Origin of the sequence: Cellulomonas sp. (assembly GCF_017744555.1) — a bacterium.
Classification (GTDB): domain Bacteria; phylum Actinomycetota; class Actinomycetes; order Actinomycetales; family Cellulomonadaceae; genus Cellulomonas.
The window spans coordinates 78,383-96,180 of sequence record NZ_JAGIBD010000007.1; the positions used below are offsets into that span (position 1 = coordinate 78,383).

Here is a 17,798-nt window from a genome sequence, read left to right on the forward strand (position 1 = left end):
GTCACTCGTGCTGCCACGAGTGCCACAAGGCGGCGTAGTCGCCGCCGGCGGCCACGAGCTCGTCGTGCGGGCCGATCTCCGAGATCCGGCCCGAGTCGACGACCGCGACCCGGTCGGCGTCGTGCGCGGTGTGCAGCCGGTGCGCGATCGCGACGACCGTGCGGCCCGCCAGCACGGCCGACAGCGACTTCTCCAGGTGCCGGGCCGCGCGCGGGTCGAGCAGCGACGTCGCCTCGTCCAGCACGAGCGTGTGCGGGTCGAGCAGCACGAGCCGCGCGAGCGCGACCTGCTGGGCCTGCGCGGGTGTCAGCGCGGCGCCGCCGGACCCGACCTCGGTGGCCAGGCCGTCGGGCATCGCGGCGACCCAGTCCCACGCCTCGACGGCCCGCAGCGCGCGCTCCAGGTCGGCGTCGGTCGCGGTGTCGTCGGCGAGCCGCAGGTTGTCCGCGAGCGTCCCGACGAACACGTGGTGCTCCTGCGTGACGAGCGCGACGTGCCCGCGCAGGTCCTCGAGCGGCAGGTCGACGAGCGGCACGCCGCCGACGGTGACCGTCCCGCCGGTCGGCGGGTGGATGCCGGCGAGCATGCGGCCGAGCGTCGACTTGCCCGCACCCGACGGCCCGACGACCGCCAGCCGCTCGCCGTGCCGCAGGTCGAGGTCGATGGAGTGCAGCACGTCGTGCCCCTCGCGATACGCATACCGCAGGCCGCGCGCGCTGATGTCCTCGTCGGCCGGGGTGCCCCCGCGTGTCTCGCGGTCCTGGTCCACGAGCTGCACGCCGACGATGCGCGCGAGCGACGTCGCCGCGACCTGGATCTCGTCGATCCAGAAGATCAGCTCCCAGACGGGGCCGGTCACCTGGTACGTGTACATGACGATCGTCACGACCGCGCCGAGCGAGACGTAGCCGTTCGACGCCAGGTACCCGCCCCACAGCAGCACCGCGACGGGGGCGAGCACGAACGCGAGGTCGATGCCGGGGAACAGGACCGTGCGCAGCCGCAGCGTCTCCTTCTCGGCGAGGAACGCCTCGTGCAGGTCCGCGTTCACGCGGCGCAGCCGGCGCGGGCCGAGCCGCAGCGCGTCGACCGTGCGGGCGCCCTCGACCGACTCCGTGATGGTGCCGTTGAGAGCGGCGTACGACGCCGACTCCCGCTGGTACGCGGGCGTCGCGCGCTTGAGGTACCAGCGGACGACGACGAGCATCCCGGGCACGCCGACGAACATCGCGAGCGCCACGAGCGGGGACATCAGCACGCTCGCGACCACCGTGAGCGTGATCGTGACGACTGCGACGATGACGCGGGGGACACCGAAACGGACGGCGTGCTGCAGCCGGTTGACGTCGTTCGTCGTGCGCGCGACCAGGTCGCCCGTGCCGGCGCGCTCGACGGTGGACAGCGGCAGCGACGTGACGGTCTCGATGAACTCCTCGCGGAGCTGGGCGAACACCATCTCGCCGAACACCATCGACGACTTCTGTGCGAACCGGATGAGCACGGTCTGCGCGAGCACGGCGGCCACGCCGAACGCGATGAGCCGGTCGACGGCCGAGACGGTCGTGCCGTCGTTCACGGCGTCGACGAGCCGTCCGAGCAGCCACGGCCCGGCGAGACCCGCGACCGCGGCGAGCGTGTGCAGCGTCGCGATCCTCGTGAGCGGACGGCGGTGCGTGCGCAGCAGGTGGGCGGCGTACGCCCGCACGGCGGCCGAGTCGGCGATGGGGAGCTTCACGAGCGTCCTCCTCCCTGCGAGACGGTGTCCTGCCCCGAGAGCAGGTCGAGGTCGGCGGCGTCCTCGGCGGCCTCCTCGTCGAGGTGGCGGCCGACGACGCGCCGGTAGGCGTCGGCGGTGAGCGCACCGGCCGCGCCGGAGAGCAGCTCGTCGTGCGTGCCGCGCGCCACGAGCTGCCCGTCCTGCACGAACTGCACCTCGTCGACGTGGTCGAGCACGAGCGGCGACGCGGTGACGACGAGCGTCGACCGTCCGCGTCGGGCGTCCGCGAGCCGCGCCGCGATCCGCGCCTCGGTGTGGGCGTCGACCGCGCTGGTCGGCTCGACGAGCACGAGGATCTCCGGGTCGAGCAGCAGCGCCCGGGCGAGCGCGACGCGCTGCCGCTGGCCGCCGGACAGCGACCGGCCCTTCTCGGGCAGCTCGCCCGCGAGCCCGTCGGGCACGGAGTCGAGCACGTCGTGCGCGTCGGCGAGCGCGACCGCGGCGAGCAGGCGGTCCTCGTCCTGGTCGCCGTGCACGTCGAGCTCCTCGGCGAGCACGCCCGAGAACAGGTGCGGCGTCGCCTCGGCGACCACGATCCGGCGGCGGACGTGGTCCTTGTCGATCTCCGCGAGCAGCACGTCGCCGAGCCGCACCGGCGTGTCCGCCTCGCCCTCGTCGTCGAACCGGCCGAGCCGGGTCGCGATGCGCGCGGACTCGTCCGGGTCGGCGCCGACGAGCGCGACCACGCGCCCGGGCTCGACCGTGACCCCGCTGGTCTCGTCGACGAGCGGCACCGCACCGGCCGGCGCCTCGGCCGTGGCCGGACGCGCACCCGTCGAGGGCACGACCTTGAGGACGTTGATGACCTTGCCGGCGCCGACGTGGGCGCGGGTCGCGGCCTGCAGCATCATCGTCGCGTTCTGCACGGGCCACGCGAGGAACGCGGCGTAGCCGTACGTCGCGACGAGCTGGCCGGGCGTGATCTCGCCCGCGAGCGCCATGTGCGCGCCGAGCCAGATCAGGGCGGCGACGAACAGGCCGGGCAGCAGCACCTGCAGCGCGTCGAGCCACGACTGGGTGGTCGCGACGGCGACGCCTCGCCCGCGCACGACCTGGGACTGCTCGCGGTACCGGGCGTTGAACACGCCCTCGCCGCCGATGCCGCGCAGGATGCGCAGCCCGGAGACGGTGTCGGAGCCGAGCGTGGTCAGGCGCCCCGACGCCTCGCGCTGCGCGACCTGCCGGCGCTGCAGCGGCTTGACGAGCAGGCCGAGCGCGACCGCGACGGTCGGCAGGCCGAGGAGCACGACGAGGCCGAGCGTGACGGACAGCCGCAGCATGACGACGGCGGCGACGCCGTACGCGACGATGCTCCCGATGAACCGGGCGGCAACCGCGTAGACCTCGCCGATGCGCAACGCGTCGTTCGCGACGGCCGAGACGACCTCGCCCGTGGGCAGCTCGGCGGTGATCGCGTGGCCGGACCGCGACACGGTCCGCCCGACGAGCTGGGAGGACGTGAACGCGGCGCGCAGCCAGTTCGCGATGTCGTAGCGGTGGCCGATCGCGGACGCGGTGGCGCTCACCACGCCGAGCACGCCGAGGGCGCCGGCGGCGCGCCACAGGTCGGGGCCGAAGCCGTGCGCGAGCCCGCCGTCGATCGCCCGCCCGGTCAGCGCGGGCAGGGTCGCCTGGCACGCGAACATGACGATGCCCAGCCCGACGGCGACGAGGAGGATGCCCCACTGCCGGCGGGCCAGCCACCACAGGAGCGCGACCGGGCCGGTGAGCGGCGGCGTGCCGGGGTCGTCGAGGGGGAGGGAGCGCACGAGCGTCAACGTTACGGGGCGGTACCGACAGGCCAGCAATCGTTTTCGGGCGCCTCTTGGCACACCGGCCGAAGAGCGGACGCCGTGCCGGAGAGCACCGCTCGCCCGACTACCCTGTGGGGGTGACGCAGACGCCTGAGCACACCGCCGACGCCGCCCCCGCGAACCACCGCCCCGTCCTCGTCGTCGACTTCGGTGCGCAGTACGCGCAGCTGATCGCCCGGCGCGTGCGCGAGGCCAACGTCTACTCCGAGATCGTCCCGCACACGGCGTCCGTCGCCGACCTGCTGGCCAAGGACCCCGCCGCGATCATCCTGTCGGGCGGGCCGTCGTCCGTGTACGCCGCCGGTGCGCCGTTCGTCGACCCGGCGCTGTTCGAGGCCGGCGTGCCGGTGCTCGGCATCTGCTACGGCTTCCAGGCGATGGCGCAGGCGCTCGGCGGCACGGTCGCGCAGACCGGCCAGCGCGAGTACGGCGGCACGTCCGTCGACATCACCGACGCCGGAACCGTGCTGGCGGGCAGCCCCGAGCAGCAGACCGTCTGGATGAGCCACGGCGACGCCGTGCACGCCGCACCCGCCGGGTTCGACGTGCTCGCGACGTCGGCGGGCAGCCCCGTCGCCGCGTTCGAGGACCGCAGCCGCCGCCTGTTCGGCGTGCAGTGGCACCCCGAGGTGAAGCACTCGCCGCTCGGCCAGAAGGCGCTCGAGAACTTCCTCTACGAGGGCGCGGGCCTCGCGCCCGACTGGAACCCCGGCAACGTCGTCGCCGAGCAGGTGGCCCGCATCCGGGCCCAGGTCGGCGACGCGCGCGTGATCTGCGGGCTGTCCGGCGGCGTCGACTCGTCGGTCGCTGCGGCGCTCGTGCAGAAGGCCGTCGGCGACCAGCTGACCTGCGTGTTCGTCGACCACGGTCTGCTGCGGTCGGGCGAGGCCGAGCAGGTCGAGAAGGACTTCGTCGCCGCGACGGGCGTGCAGCTCAAGGTCGTCGACGCGCGCGAGCGGTTCCTGCACGCGCTCGCGGGCCACACGGACCCGGAGACCAAGCGCAAGATCATCGGCCGCGAGTTCATCCGCGTGTTCGAGGACGCGGCGCGCGAGGTCGTGGCGGACGCGGGCGACCACGGCGCCGAGGTCAAGTTCCTCGTGCAGGGCACGCTGTACCCCGACGTCGTCGAGTCGGGCGGCGGCGAGGGCGCGGCGAACATCAAGTCGCACCACAACGTCGGCGGCCTGCCCGACGACCTGCAGTTCGAGCTCGTCGAGCCGCTGCGCACCCTGTTCAAGGACGAGGTGCGGGCCGTCGGCCTCGAGCTCGGCGTGCCCGAGGCGATCGTATGGCGTCAGCCGTTCCCGGGCCCCGGCCTCGGCATCCGGATCATCGGCGAGGTCACGCAGGAGCGGCTCGACGTGCTCCGCGCAGCCGACGTCATCGCGCGCGAGGAGCTGACGAAGGCCGGCCTCGACCGCGACATCTGGCAGTGCCCCGTCGTGCTGCTCGCGGACGTCCGCTCGGTCGGCGTGCAGGGCGACGGCCGCACGTACGGCCACCCGGTCGTGCTGCGACCCGTGTCGTCCGAGGACGCCATGACGGCCGACTGGACCCGGCTGCCGTACGACGTGCTGGCGACGATCTCGACACGCATCACCAACGAGGTGCCCGAGGTCAACCGGGTGGTCCTCGACGTCACGAGCAAGCCGCCGGGCACCATCGAGTGGGAGTGACGGAGCACGGACGCAGCGACGAGAGGACACCAGTGACCGAGACACCCACCAGCGGGCCGGCGGGCGACGTGACCGTCGACCCGTGGGTCCGCCGTGCCCGCGGGGCGCTCACGCGCTACCGGGTCATGGCCTGGATCACCGGCACCATGCTGCTGCTGCTCTGCCTGGAGATCGTGCTCAAGTACGTGCTTCAGGTGAACGGCGTCGACGCCGAGGGCCACGCCAAGCCCGTCATCGGGGCGTGGGTCGCGTTCGCGCACGGGTGGATCTACGTCGTGTACCTCGTCACCGTCGTCGACCTGTGGTCCACGATGCGCTGGCGTCTGGGCCGGCTCGCGTCGCTCGCCGCCGCCGGTGTGGTGCCGGTGATGTCGTTCGTGCTCGAACGCCGGGTCCACCGGCAGACCCTCGCGGCGATCGAGGACGCGGCCGCCCGGTGACGCGCGTCCGGGCCGCCGGGCGACGGACTCACGGTTAGCCTGTCGCGGTGCGGATCGTCCACGTCTCCGACTGCTACGCCCCGAGGACCGGAGGGATCGAGTCCCAGGTGGCGGACCTGGCCGCACGGCAGTCGGCCGCGGGGCACGAGGTGCACGTCCTGACGGCGACGCTCGGGACGGCGGGGGAGCGCGGGGGCGTCGTCGACGTCGAGCACGGCGTGCACGTGCACCGGCTCGGCGCCCGCATCCCGTTCGACCTCCCGGTCAACCCCGTCGGTTCGCGGCTGCTGCGCGACGCCTACGCGTCCCTGGCGCCCGACGTCGTCCACGTGCACGCGGGGCTCGTGTCGCCGTTCGCGTTCGACGGCTCGCGGATCTCGCTCGAGCGCGGGCTGCCCACCGCGATCACGTGGCACTGCATGCTCGACGGCGTGATCCCCGCGCTGCGGACCGCGGTGCACCGCACGCACTGGTCCCACCCCCGGGCGGCCCTCAGCGCGGTGAGCGCCGTCGCCGCCGAACGCGTGCGCCGGGTGTTCGACGCCCCCGTCTCGATCCTGCCGAACGGCCTCGACCTCGACGCCTGGGCACCGTCCGACGACGCGACGGCACCCACGGCCGTCGACGCCGAACGCGGTCCGCTGCGGCTCGTCGCCACCATGCGCCTCGCCCCCCGCAAGCGCGCCGTGCCGCTCGTCGAGCTCGTTGCCGCCGCCCGCGACCGCCTGCCCCCGGGGGCGCTCCGGCTGTCGCTCATCGGCTCCGGCCCCGCCGCGACCCGCGTGCGGGCCACGGTCGCGCGCCACCGCCTGCAGCACGTCGTCGACCTGCGCGGACGCCTCACGCGCGCCGCCGTCCGCGAGGCCTACCGCGAGGCCGACGTGTTCCTCGCCGTCGCCGAGCTCGAGGCGTTCGGCATCGCGGCGCTCGAGGCACGCACCTCCGGCCTCGCGGTCGTCGCCCGCAAGGGCACCGGCGTCGCCGAGTTCGTGCAGGACGGCGTCGACGGGCTCCTCGTCGCCGACGACGCCGAGATGACCGAGGCCGTCGTGCACCTCGCGCGCGACCGGCGCCTTCTCGACGGGATCCTCGCCCACAACCGTGCCGTGCGACCCGCGTTCGGGTGGGCCGACGTGCTCGGCCACGCCGAGGCCGAGTACGCCCGCGCACGCTCGCTCGCCTGACCCGCGACTCGCCCCCACGACTCGCCGCAGCCGCGTTCGTCCCTTTGGTCGTGTGTGTCCCGACCTGCGTCGCTACAGTCGATCTGGCAGGGCGCTTCTCTCGTGAGCTCATCAGGTGACCGGGTCCGGAGCACCGGGCCCCGGCTGTGGGGACAGAAGGGGAACGGGAACATGTCGACAACTGCTGTGGGGGACAAGTCGGGGACCGTCCGGGTCCTCGCGCTGCTGACGATCATCGCCGGTGTCGTGTACATCGTCCTCGGCGCGATCACGTGGGGGGCGGTCTCGAGCAACCTCGCGGCCGAGAAGATCACCGTGTCGGACGACGCGAGCAACTTCCAGGGCCAGCTCGTCGACACCCCCTGGGAGGCGTGGGTCCAGGCCGCCGTCATCAACAAGCACGCGCTCGAGGCCTCGGACGGCAAGACCTACGCCGAGCTGCCGCAGGACGACCCGACCCGCTCGACCGTCATGACCGCGTCGTTCCTGCGCGCGTCGCTGTTCACCTCGGTCGTGGCCTTCGGCGTCGGCCTCCTGGTCGTCGGCACCGGGATCGTGCTGATCCTCATCGGCTGGGCGCTGCACGCGGTCGCCGGCAGGAAGGTGCTCGTCGAGACCACGCCGGGGGTCACGGAGACCGCACCGGCCGCCAACCCGGCGGTCTGACGGCACCGCCCCGGCACGGCCTGAGGCCCGGCCCCCGACGACGGGGATCGGGCCTCACGTGCGCCGCCTTCAGCGCCGGGAGCTGCGCGCCCCCGACACGATCGACCCGACGAGCAGCGCCGTGCCGGCCGCCGCGAGCAGCACGATCACCGACAGCTGCAGATCGATCGAGAAACCTGACGCCCACGCCAGGATGCCCACGCCGATCGTCGCGATGACCAGGCCCCACACGACCGTGCTCACCCGCAGGCGAGGGCGGGGCCTGGCCGGTACGGCCGGGGAGACCGCCGCGGAGGTCGGGTCCGGCTGCGCGGCTGCGTGGTCCGGCAGCGGTGGCGTGAGCAGCGGCGCGCTCGGCGCGGCTGCGGGAGCGGGAGTCGCCGCGGCGACGAGCGGGATCGTCTCGTCGACGGGGAGCTCGTCCGCGCGGTGGTCCGGTGCGTCGTCGGTCGGCACGGGGAAGACGGCCGTGGCGTCCTCCGCGCGCGAGTCGAGCACCAGCGTGGGGTGCTCAGCCGGCTCGACGGCCGTGGCGTCCTCCTCGCGCGAGTCGAGCACGAGCGTGGGGTGCTCGACCGGTTCGACGGCCGTGGCCGCGGCGGTCGCTGCCTCGTCGACCTCGGGCGCGGCCCCTGCCCCGTCCTCGGCCGCGTCCTCGGCGAGGGCCGGTGCCGTGCCGGACGTGCCCTCCTGCGCGTCCGGCACGGCCTCGGAGTCGTCGTCCACCGCCGCCAGGACGGCCGTCGGCCGGTCCTGCGCGTCCGCGGCGTCAGCCTGCTGGTCGTCGACCTGCTCGTCGACCTGCGCGTCGCCCTGCTCGTCGACCTGCTCGTCCACCGGCGGCAGCACGGCGGTCACGTCCTCGTCGGGCCGGGGGTCCGGGCCGTCGTCCGGCCGGGTGTCCTGCGTGCTCATCGGTTCTCCTCCGTGATCCGGACGTCGCCGGCGCCGACACCGACGTGCAGGTGCAGCTGCGGCGTGCCCGTGTCGGCCTGGTCGTTCGAGTAGGTGAGGGTGCCCATGCCGACCCCGTCGTTCTTGGTCTGCTCCCCGTCGACGTCCCACGTGACGCTCCCGGCGCCGAGCCGGACGTCCGCGACCACCCCGGCGTCGTCCGGGACGACGATCGTGAGGTCGCCCGCGCCGAGAGAGACGGGCACGTCGAGAGTCTCGTTGGTGAGCGTGACCTGCGTGAGGTCGACCGTCACGTCGCCGAAGCCGAGGTTGTAGCCGCGCGCGGCGGTGACCCGGTCGGGGACCTGCACGGCCGCGGCGCTGAACGTGCGGTGCGCGCCGTCGGTCCACCACCACTCGCCGACGCCGGAGCTGGCGCCCACGGGTCCGGCGACGAGGATCGCGACGATCGCGAGGAACCCGAGCGTGCCGCTCGTGCGGCCCCGCAGACCGGAGACGATGATGCCGAGGCCGGCGAGCACGATCGCGACGCCCAGCGCTGTCAGCAGCACGGGACCGTCGAAGTCGCCGCTGCGCTCCGCGAGGAGCAGCACCGCGAGGCTGAGCAGGCTCAGGGCGACGACGATGCCGACCATCGCGACGCCGGGGCCCGAGCGCGGGGGCTTGGGGGGCTTCGGGGCCTTGACCGGGGCGGGCGGGGGAGTCGGGCGGACGGCGGTGGCGGGTCCGTACGGCGGCGGCGGGTTGCCGGGACCGGCAGGGGCGGTGGGGCCGTAGCCGCCGAGGGGCGCGGTCGGGCCGTAGCCGCCGACGGGGGCGGTCGGGCCGTAGCCGCCGACGGGCGTACCGGTCGGGTACGTGGTCGTCTGCTGGCGCCGGTCGCGGTGGTGGGTCGGGGCGGTCGTCGACGCGGAGGGCGCGGCGGGACCTGCGGGGGCCGTGACCGGGGCGGTCGGGTACGCCGACGCGGGGTAGGCCGACGGCGGGTACGTCGGGCGTGCGGGGGCTCCCGTCGCAGGGGCCGGTGCCGAAGCAGCCGCACCGTACGGGGGGTACCCGGCGGCGCGCGGCGGCACGGGCTGACGGCGGTTGAGCGCGACGACGACGAGCGCGATGCCGCCGACCACGAACGCGAGCCACAGCATGGCCTGGACCCATCCCGGCGGGCCGTTCCAGAACCAGAACCAGTGGTCGCCACGACCGAACCCGACGAGCACGAACGCGAGCGCCCCGAGCAGGGCCACGTCGAACCGCCCCGCGATCATCTCCTCGAGGTGGATGCGACCGTCGCGCTGCTCCGGCAGGAGCGCCCACGCGACGCCGTACACGATGAGGCCGAGGCCGCCGAGCAGCACGGTCACGGCGAACAGGCCGCGCACGAGCAGCGGGTCGAGCCCGAACCGCCGGGCGACGCCGTCGGACACGCCCGCGATCCAGCGGTCGTCGCCGCGGAACAGCCCGGTGCGGCGGATGCCCGCGAAGAAGCTGTTCTCGCCCGGCGGGCGTGTCGGGCCCGTCGCCGGGTAGGGGCCGTACGGCGCGTAGCCGCCCGCAGGCCCGGGGGCGGGGCCGGTGCTCCCGGCCGGAGGCGCCGTCGGTCCGGCGCCGGGTCCGGCGCTGAAGCCGGCGGGTTCCTCGGCAGAGGGGTTCGTGTCCATGACTCGATCGTGCCGCCCGGCCCGCGCGGACGGCATCGGGTGCCACCCTGAACCGACCCTGAACGTGGGGCCGGGCGCCCCTGAAGTCGGCCCGGATGGGGCCCTGAGGGACCCCGGGCGTGTGACGATCGGTCCGTGCACCCGTCATGGACCCCGCCCGCCGCCACGGCGCCGACGACCCGGCTGCCGCTGCGGCGCCCGGAGCACGGCCGCTGGTTCGGCGGCGTCGCCGTGGGCCTCGCCGCGCACCTGCACGCGCCCGTGGGGCTCGTGCGGCTCGCGTTCGTCCTGCTGGCACCGCTGGCCGGCGCAGGGGTGTTCCTCTACATCTTCTGGTGGCTCACGGTCCCGGCGGGCGACCCGGCGGATGCCGCGCGCGAGGCCCGACCGAGTGCGGTCTCGCGGCTCGCGACCCGGCAGGGGCTGATCCAGCCGGGCCGACGGCTGCCGCTCACGGACATCGCGGTGGGCGTCGTGCTCGTGGTGGGCGCCGCGCTGCTGATCGCGATGCGCTCAGGCGCGGACCTCAACCTGCAGTGGCTGCTGCCGGTGCTCGTCGTGCTCGCAGGCGTGGGTCTGGCGTGGAGCAATCTCGACGCGGTGCAGCGGGGCCGACTGCGGGAGCGGGCGGGAGGCCGCACCCCCGTGAGCGTGCTGCGACTGGTCGGTGGTCTGGTGCTCGCCGGTGCCGGTGTGCTGCTGGTCATCGGCCAGGGCACGGGCCGGGGCGTCGAGGCGGGGGTCCTCGTGCAGGCGGTGGTCGCGGCGGTCGCCGTGATCGTCGGCGCGGGCCTGGTGCTCGCGCCGTGGTGGCTGCGGCTGGTCCGCGAGCTGGGCGACGAACGTGCCGCACGCGCGCGCGAGTCGGAGCGCGCCGACATCGCCGCCCACCTGCACGACTCGGTGCTGCAGACTCTCGCCCTGATCCGCGCCCGCTCGGACGACCCGGCCGAGGTCGCCCGCATGGCCCGCGCGCAGGAGCGCGAGCTGCGCGAGTGGATGTACGACGAGCGACCCGCCCCTGGTACATCTCTCGCGGCGGCCGTGCGCGGGGTCGTCGCGGAGGTCGAGGACTCCCGCTCCGGGCCGTCCGGCGACCCCGTCGCGATCGAGGCCGTGCTGGTGGGCGACCGGGTGCCCGACGCGGACACCGAGGCGCTCATCCAGGCCACCCGCGAGGCTCTCGTCAACGCAGTGGTGCACGGCCGCCCGCCCGTGTCGCTCTATCTCGAGGTGGGCACGGCCGAGGTCGAGGTGTTCGTGCGCGACCACGGCGACGGGTTCGACGTCGAGGCCATCGGGCCCGACCGGTTCGGCGTCCGCGAGTCGATCATGGGCCGCGTCCGCCGGCGCGGGGGGACCGCGACCGTGACGTGCCGGCCGGGGCGGGGCACCGAGGTGCACCTCCGGGTGCCGGTACGGTCGACGACGGCGGCGGCCGACCCGCTCCTGGCACCGGCGGCAGGACCGGCTGCGGGGCCGGCTCCAGCACCGGCTGCCGTGCCGGCTCCAGCACCGGCCCCAGCGCCGGCCGCGGGGCCGGTCGCGGCCGGGGTGCCGGTCGGCGGGCTCGACCCGCAGGTGCCACCGCCGGTGGCCCCGGTGGACGACGAAGGAGGCGCACGATGAGCGGCGAGGTCCCGACGGTCCCGGGGGTGCCGGTCGACACGCCGGTCGACGTGGTGCTGGTCGACGACCACCACCTGTTCCGCACGGGGGTGCTCGCGTCGCTCGACGCGCGCGTCCGGGTGGTCGGCGAGGCGGACACGGTCGACTCGGCGATCTCGGTGGTGCACCAACTGCAGCCGCCCGTGGTGCTGCTCGACGTGCACCTGCCCGGCGGCGACGGCGGCGGGGGCGCCGAGGTCATCAAGGCGTGCGCGGACGTCGCGTCGCACACCCGGTTCCTCGCGTTGTCCGTGTCGGACTCGGCGGAGGACGTCGTGGCCGTCATCCGGGCGGGTGCGCGTGGCTACGTGACGAAGGCGATCGACGGCACGGCGCTGTCGGACGCGGTGCTGCGGGTCGCGGGCGGTGACGCGGTGTTCTCGCCGCGGCTCGCGGGGTTCGTGCTCGACGCGTTCGGCGCGGCGGCCGGCGACGTGGCGACCGGCGACGACGAGCTGGACCGGCTCTCCGCGCGCGAGCGCGAGGTGATGCGCCTGATCGCGCGCGGCTACTCGTACCGGGAGGTCGCCTCGGAGCTGTTCATCTCGATAAAGACGGTCGAGACCCACGTGTCGGCGGTGCTGCGCAAGCTGCAGCTGTCGAGCCGGCACGAGCTGACGCGCTGGGCGGCGGCGCGGCGGCTGCTCTGATCGAGAAGCGTTTATCTGACGCCGTGTCAGATCGAGTACCCTGACCCGCATGGACTTCCTCTACCACCTCCTTGTCGTCCTCCACCTGATCGGCTGGGCGATCGTGCTCGGCGGCACGCTCGTCAGCCTGCGCGAGCCGAAGATCGCCACGGGCGTGCTGCACGGCATCCTCACCGCGCTCGTGACCGGCATCCTGATGGTCGGGATCGCCTCGGCGAGCGACGAGATCCACGACCCGAACAACACGAAGATCGCGGTCAAGCTCGTCATCGCGCTCGTGGTCACGGGCCTCGTGGTCTACGGCACGCGTCGCCCGGAGAAGGTCACGCGCGGGCTGCTCGGCGCGATCGCGGGCCTCACGGTCGTCAACGTCGCGATCGCGGTGCTCTGGCGCTGATCCCCGCTGGCGGACGCCGGCTCTCCCGCTAGGGTCGGCGTCCGTGAGCCCGCTCGGAGAGGTCCTCGTCGGCCTCGTCATCGTGGTCGGCCTGGTCGGCGTCGTCGTCCAGGTGCTGCCCGGCGCCCTGCTCGTGCTCGGCGCCGTCGTCGTGTGGGGCGTCATGACGGGTGGTGCCGCGGGCTGGACGGTCGCGGTCGTCGCACTCCTGGTCACGGCGGCCGCGGAGGTCAGCAAGTACTTCCTCGCCGGCCGCCACCTCAAGCGCGCCGGGGTACCGCCGTCCACGCTGATCTGGGGCGGGGTCCTCGGCATCGTCGGGTTCTTCGTCATCCCCGTGGTGGGACTGCCCGTGGGCTTCCTGCTCGGCACGTTCCTCGCCGAGCTGGTGCGGCTGCGGGACGGCGCGACGGCCTGGCGCGCGACGGTCGCGGCGCTGCAGGCCACGGGCCTGACGATCCTGGTCGAGCTCGCCGGTGCGCTCCTCAGCACCGCGGTGTGGGTCGTGGGGCTGCTCGTCACGTGACCGGCGCGGACCGTCCACGACCGCGTCGTCGCACCGGGATGTCGGACGCGACGCCTACTCTGGTGGTGCCATGACGTCGCTCTTCGAGAACCTCGCCCTGCCGCTGCCCGGCCTCGCTCAGGCAGGCGCTCCCGCCGCCGGTCCCGCCGCGCCGGCCGCCCGCCCCGGCAAGCACACCGGCGAGCCCTCCGGCCTGCCCACTGTCGTCGCGCCTCGCCCCCAGGACGAGCAGGGTCACGACGACGAGGAGCGTCTCGCCCGTCGCCAGGCTGCCGCCGACGCGCTGCTCGTCGGGCTCAACCCGCAGCAGCGCGACGCGGTCGTGCACCACGGCGGCCCGTTGCTCATCGTCGCGGGCGCCGGCTCGGGCAAGACGCGCGTGCTCGCGCACCGCATCGCGCACCTGCTGGCCACCCGTCGGGCGCGGCCCGGCGAGGTGCTGGCCATCACGTTCACCAACAAGGCCGCCGCCGAGATGCGCGAACGCGTCGAGGGGCTCGTCGGCCCGTCCGCGCGGCACATGTGGGTGTCCACGTTCCACTCGGCGTGCGTGCGGATCCTGCGGCGCGAGGCCGCGACGCTGGGCCTGCGGTCGAGCTTCTCGATCTACGACGCCGCCGACTCGCAGCGGCTGCTCACGCTCGTCGCACGCGAGCTGGACCTGGACCCCAAGCGCTACCCGGCGAAGGCGCTCGCGAACAAGATCTCCGCGCTCAAGGACGAGCTCGTGGACCCCGAGCAGTTCGCGGCGACGTCGGGCGGGGGAGCGACCAACGACTTCGACGCCGCGCTGGCGCAGGTCTACACGCGCTACCAGGCGCGGCTGCGGCAGGCGCACGCTCTCGACTTCGACGACCTCATCATGACGACGGTGCAGCTGCTGCAGGCGTTCCCCGCGGTCGCGGAGCACTACCGGCGCCGGTTCCGGCACGTGCTCGTCGACGAGTACCAGGACACCAACCACGCGCAGTACGTGCTGGTCCGCGAGCTGGTGGGCGTGACGGCCGCAGGCGCCTCGGCGGACGAGGACGACGTGCCGCGCGGCGAGCTCACGGTCGTCGGCGACGCCGACCAGTCGATCTACGCGTTCCGCGGCGCCTCGATCCGCAACATCCTGGAGTTCGAGGCCGACTACCCGGACGCGCGCACGATCCTGCTCGAGCAGAACTACCGCTCCACGCAGACGATCCTGTCCGCCGCGAACGCCGTGATCAGCCGCAACCCGGGCCGCAAGCCCAAGCGGCTGTGGACCGACTCGGGCCAGGGTGCGCAGATCGTCGCGTACGTCGCGGACACCGAGCACGAGGAGGCCCGGTTCGTCGCGCAGGAGATCGACCGGCTCGGCGACTCCGACGGCGTCCGCCCGGGCGACGTGGCGATCTTCTACCGCGCGAACGCCCAGTCCCGGGCGCTCGAGGAGGTGCTGATCCGTGTCGGCCTGCCGTACAAGGTGGTCGGCGGCACGCGGTTCTACGAGCGCCGCGAGATCAAGGACGCCGTCGCGTACCTGCGGGCCATCGCGAACCCGGACGACGACGTCAACGTGCGCCGCATTCTCAACGTGCCCAAGCGGGGGCTGGGGGACCGGTCCGAGGCGATGGTGTCGAGCTTCGCCGAGCGCGAGCGGATCTCGTTCGGTGCCGCGCTCGACCGGCTCGACGAGGTGCCCGGACTGGGCACCCGCGCCGTCACGGGACTGCAGGCGTTCGCCGACATGATGACCGACCTGCGCGTGCTCGCCTCGACGGCCGGCCCGGCCGAGGTGCTCGGCGCAGTGCTCGACCGGTCGGGCTACCTCGCGGAGCTGCGCGCGAGCGAGGACCCGCAGGACGCGTCGCGCGTCGAGAACCTCGCCGAGCTGCACGCCGTCGCGTCGGAGTTCGAGCAGAGCGAGCCCGACGGCGACCTGGCCGACTTCCTCGAGCGCGTGTCGCTCGTCGCGGACTCCGACCAGATCCCGACGCCCGACGGCGGCGACGACGAGGACGGCGCCGGGAAGCCTGCCGACCAGGGCGTGATCACGCTCATGACGCTGCACACCGCCAAGGGCCTCGAGTTCCCCGTCGTGTTCCTCACGGGCATGGAGGACGGGACGTTCCCGCACATGCGGTCGCTCACCGACACCGACCAGCTCGCCGAGGAGCGGCGGCTCGCCTACGTCGGGCTCACGCGCGCCCGGGAGCGGTTGTACATCTCGCGGGCGGCCGTGCGTACGGCATGGGGCGTGCCCAACGAGTTCCCGCCCAGCCGGTTCCTCGACGACCTGCCCGACGAGCTCATCGACTGGCGGCGACGCGAGTCGTCGACGTCGCAGCTGCGCGGCGGCTGGGGCTCCGGCTTCGGCTCGGGCGGCAACCGGTCGGGTTCGTCCGGGTCGGGTGGCTACGGTTCGCGGGGCTCTGGGTCCGGCGGGTACGGGTCCGGCGGCTACGGGTCTGGCGGGTACGCGTCGGGCAGCCGGTCGGAGCGCGAGTCCCGGCCCTCGCTGCCGTCGACCGGCGCGAAGTTCGGGTCCGCGACGCCGCGGTCGGACGCCGCGATCCCGAACCTGGCGATCGGCGACCGCGTCACGCACGACTCGTACGGGCTCGGCACGGTCGTCGCCCTCGAGGGCGCAGGGCCGAACGCGGTGGTCAAGGTCGACTTCGGGTCCGAAGGGACCAAGCGGCTGCTCCTGCGGTACTCGCCCGTCGTCAAGCTGTAGGCGGCCGGCCCGAACGTCAGGGCCCGCACGAGGCTCGGGCGCGCGGCGGTCATGGCACCTCCTCGGCGCGGTGGTCGGTCGCCGGCCCATCGGTCGCCGGCCCGTCGGTCGCCGGCCCGCCGGTCGCCGGCCCCTCGGAGGGTGTCCCGCGGGAGCCGTACGTCAGGCGACGGGAGCGTCGGCCCAGGCGGCCATGACCGCGCGCTCGAGCTCGTCGCGCACGCCGTGGCCGGCCGTCGCGAGGGCCTGCTGGCCGGGCGTGCCGTCGAGCCGGGCGATGCCGAGCAGCAGGTGGCCGGTGTCGATGCGGTTCATCGAGAACCGGATCGCCTCGCGCAGCGCCACCTGGAGGGCCTTCTTGGCGTCCTTCTCGAACGGCAGGTGCTTGCGCCCACGGGTCTCGAGCGGCTCGTCGAGCGCACCAGGCCCGAAGGTCGCCTCGACCTGCGTGCGCACCGACTCCAGGTCGATCCCCACGCCCGCGAGGGCGTCGGCGTCGATCGCCCCGTGCGGCAGCGCGCGGACCGTGCCGGCGAGCGTGTCGTGGTCGAGCCCGAGCGAGGCGAGCGCGCGGGCGGCGACGGAGGCCGGGTCGGACACGGCGCCGAGCAGCAGGTGCGCGGAGTCGATCCGGTCGGCGCCGAGCCGTCGGGCCTCGTCCTGCGCCTGCACGACCGAGCCGCGGGCGTCCTTGGTGAACCTCTCGAACATCAGCGGAACCTCTTTCCGAACTTCTTGTGGACGGCCTGGCGGCTCACGCCCAGCACGGTGGCGATCTGCTCCCACGACCACCCGAGGCTGCGGGCACGCTCGACGTGCAGCGCCTCGAGGCGGTCGGCGAGCACGCGCAGGGAGTGCACGGCGAGCAGCCCTTCGCGGGGGTCGTCGCCGGCTGCGGCGGTCATGAGGTCGTCGGACATGACGTCAACATAGGTTGACGTCAGGAGGGCTGTCAACCTTTGTTGACGGGCGGCCGCGCGTGAGCGTCAGCGTCGCAGCAGCACCGGCCGCCCGACGTCGGTGTTGTCCACCACCACGTCGGCCCGTCCGGCAGGGTCCCGCTCCGCGAGGTAGAGCCGCTGGCCCTCGACGTACCGGCGGTTCGCGGGGTCCGCCGGGTCAGCCGGGCAGCCGTCGCGCACCGCCATCCGCCGGAACGTCTCGTCGAACCCCACCTGCAGGAACACGGTGAGGTCCCACCACGCGTCGAGCTCGGCCCGCTGCAGGAAGATGCCGTCGACCACGAGCACGGTGTCGTCCGCCGCGTGCTCGTGTGCGAGGTCCAGGGTGGCGTCGGTCGCGACGTCGCGGACCGCGCGGCGGAACCGCCGGGTCCCGGCGGGGGCCAACGGGTCGAGGAGCTCGGTGCGCAGCGCGTCGTAGTCGTAGGAGTCCGACCAGAACCCCTCGGGCGAGGACCGGCCGCGCCGGTACCGCACGTCGCGCGGCCGGTGGAACCCGTCGACGGACGCTGCCACCACGGTGCGCCCGGCCGCTCGCAGCGCGGCGACGAGCTCCGCCGCGAACACCGACTTGCCCGACCCGTCGACCCCGTCCACCGCGACCATCACAGGTCGGCCGAGGGGACGGGGGTCGGGCACCCGCGCGGCGACGGCCGCGAGCACGGCGGACCGCTGTGGCGTGCGGGCGAGGAGCGGGACCGAGACGGGCGTCGGCACGGCCACGGGGCATCGCTCCTCGTCGGATCGGGTGCCTGGAC

Annotated in this window: 16 protein-coding genes; 9 read left to right on the plus strand and 7 right to left on the minus strand. The window is 74.3% G+C overall.

Annotated elements, in window-relative coordinates; all coding sequences use genetic code 11:
* Position 1 precedes the first annotated feature (1 nt).
* Both J7523_RS06585 and J7523_RS06590 read right to left on the minus strand, forming a co-directional pair.
* The gene (locus J7523_RS06585) at positions 2–1,735 is read right to left on the minus strand and encodes an ABC transporter ATP-binding protein (RefSeq protein WP_291883881.1); all 1,734 of its coding nucleotides are present in this window, start codon (positions 1,733–1,735) and stop codon (positions 2–4) included.
* Positions 1,732–3,546: an ABC transporter ATP-binding protein gene (locus J7523_RS06590; RefSeq protein ID WP_291883883.1), complete on the minus strand. Its 1,815-nt coding sequence runs from the start codon at positions 3,544–3,546 to the stop codon at positions 1,732–1,734. Before J7523_RS06590 ends, J7523_RS06585 begins: the two co-directional genes overlap by 4 nt.
* Before the next feature lie 122 nt (positions 3,547–3,668).
* Between J7523_RS06590 and guaA the strand changes: the two genes are divergently transcribed.
* From guaA to J7523_RS06610, 4 genes are all read left to right on the plus strand, one after another.
* On the plus strand, positions 3,669–5,270 hold the full coding sequence (guaA, locus tag J7523_RS06595; protein ID WP_291883885.1) for a glutamine-hydrolyzing GMP synthase: 1,602 nt from the start codon (positions 3,669–3,671) through the stop codon (positions 5,268–5,270).
* A gap of 32 nt (positions 5,271–5,302) precedes the next feature.
* The gene (locus J7523_RS06600; RefSeq protein WP_291883887.1) at positions 5,303–5,710 is read left to right on the plus strand and encodes a DUF3817 domain-containing protein; all 408 of its coding nucleotides are present in this window, start codon (positions 5,303–5,305) and stop codon (positions 5,708–5,710) included.
* A gap of 47 nt (positions 5,711–5,757) precedes the next feature.
* On the plus strand, positions 5,758–6,894 hold the full coding sequence (locus J7523_RS06605; RefSeq protein WP_291883889.1) for a glycosyltransferase family 4 protein: 1,137 nt from the start codon (positions 5,758–5,760) through the stop codon (positions 6,892–6,894).
* 171 nt (positions 6,895–7,065) lie between these two features.
* Complete coding sequence (locus tag J7523_RS06610; protein ID WP_291883892.1) at positions 7,066–7,560, plus strand: aromatic ring-opening dioxygenase LigA; 495 nt, start codon at positions 7,066–7,068, stop codon at positions 7,558–7,560.
* Positions 7,561–7,629: 69 nt separating this feature from the next.
* Here J7523_RS06610 and J7523_RS06615 read toward each other — a convergent pair whose 3' ends face one another.
* Together J7523_RS06615 and J7523_RS06620 are read right to left on the minus strand one after the other, a co-directional pair.
* Complete coding sequence (locus J7523_RS06615) at positions 7,630–8,475, minus strand: hypothetical protein (protein WP_291883894.1); 846 nt, start codon at positions 8,473–8,475, stop codon at positions 7,630–7,632.
* Positions 8,472–10,133, minus strand: coding sequence for a PspC domain-containing protein (locus J7523_RS06620; protein ID WP_291883898.1), 1,662 nt, complete (start codon positions 10,131–10,133; stop codon positions 8,472–8,474). The genes J7523_RS06615 and J7523_RS06620 overlap by 4 nt, the downstream gene beginning before the upstream one ends.
* Before the next feature lie 135 nt (positions 10,134–10,268).
* On the opposite strand from J7523_RS06620, the gene J7523_RS06625 reads away from it, so the two are divergent.
* The 5 genes from J7523_RS06625 (at position 10,269) to pcrA (ending at position 16,078) form a co-directional block, all read left to right on the plus strand.
* Complete coding sequence (locus J7523_RS06625) at positions 10,269–11,762, plus strand: ATP-binding protein (RefSeq protein ID WP_291883901.1); 1,494 nt, start codon at positions 10,269–10,271, stop codon at positions 11,760–11,762.
* Positions 11,759–12,451, plus strand: a complete 693-nt coding sequence (locus J7523_RS06630; protein ID WP_291883904.1) for a response regulator transcription factor — start codon at positions 11,759–11,761, stop codon at positions 12,449–12,451. The genes J7523_RS06625 and J7523_RS06630 overlap by 4 nt, the downstream gene beginning before the upstream one ends.
* A gap of 49 nt (positions 12,452–12,500) precedes the next feature.
* Positions 12,501–12,848, plus strand: a complete 348-nt coding sequence (locus tag J7523_RS06635; RefSeq protein ID WP_291883907.1) for a hypothetical protein — start codon at positions 12,501–12,503, stop codon at positions 12,846–12,848.
* Positions 12,849–12,891: 43 nt separating this feature from the next.
* Entirely contained in the window at positions 12,892–13,374 is a 483-nt protein-coding gene (locus J7523_RS06640) for a DUF456 domain-containing protein (protein ID WP_291883909.1), read from the plus strand.
* Positions 13,375–13,444: 70 nt separating this feature from the next.
* Positions 13,445–16,078, plus strand: a complete 2,634-nt coding sequence (gene pcrA / locus J7523_RS06645) for a DNA helicase PcrA (protein WP_291883912.1) — start codon at positions 13,445–13,447, stop codon at positions 16,076–16,078.
* 162 nt (positions 16,079–16,240) lie between these two features.
* Here the strand turns inward: pcrA and J7523_RS06650 are convergent, their stop codons facing one another.
* From J7523_RS06650 to J7523_RS06660, 3 genes are all read right to left on the minus strand, one after another.
* The gene (locus J7523_RS06650) at positions 16,241–16,789 is read right to left on the minus strand and encodes a Clp protease N-terminal domain-containing protein (RefSeq protein WP_291883913.1); all 549 of its coding nucleotides are present in this window, start codon (positions 16,787–16,789) and stop codon (positions 16,241–16,243) included.
* Positions 16,789–16,998, minus strand: coding sequence for an RNA polymerase subunit sigma-70 (locus J7523_RS06655; RefSeq protein ID WP_291883915.1), 210 nt, complete (start codon positions 16,996–16,998; stop codon positions 16,789–16,791). The genes J7523_RS06650 and J7523_RS06655 overlap by 1 nt, the downstream gene beginning before the upstream one ends.
* A 66-nt stretch (positions 16,999–17,064) precedes the next feature.
* Entirely contained in the window at positions 17,065–17,763 is a 699-nt protein-coding gene (locus J7523_RS06660) for a uridine kinase (protein WP_291883918.1), read from the minus strand.
* Positions 17,764–17,798 lie beyond the last annotated feature (35 nt).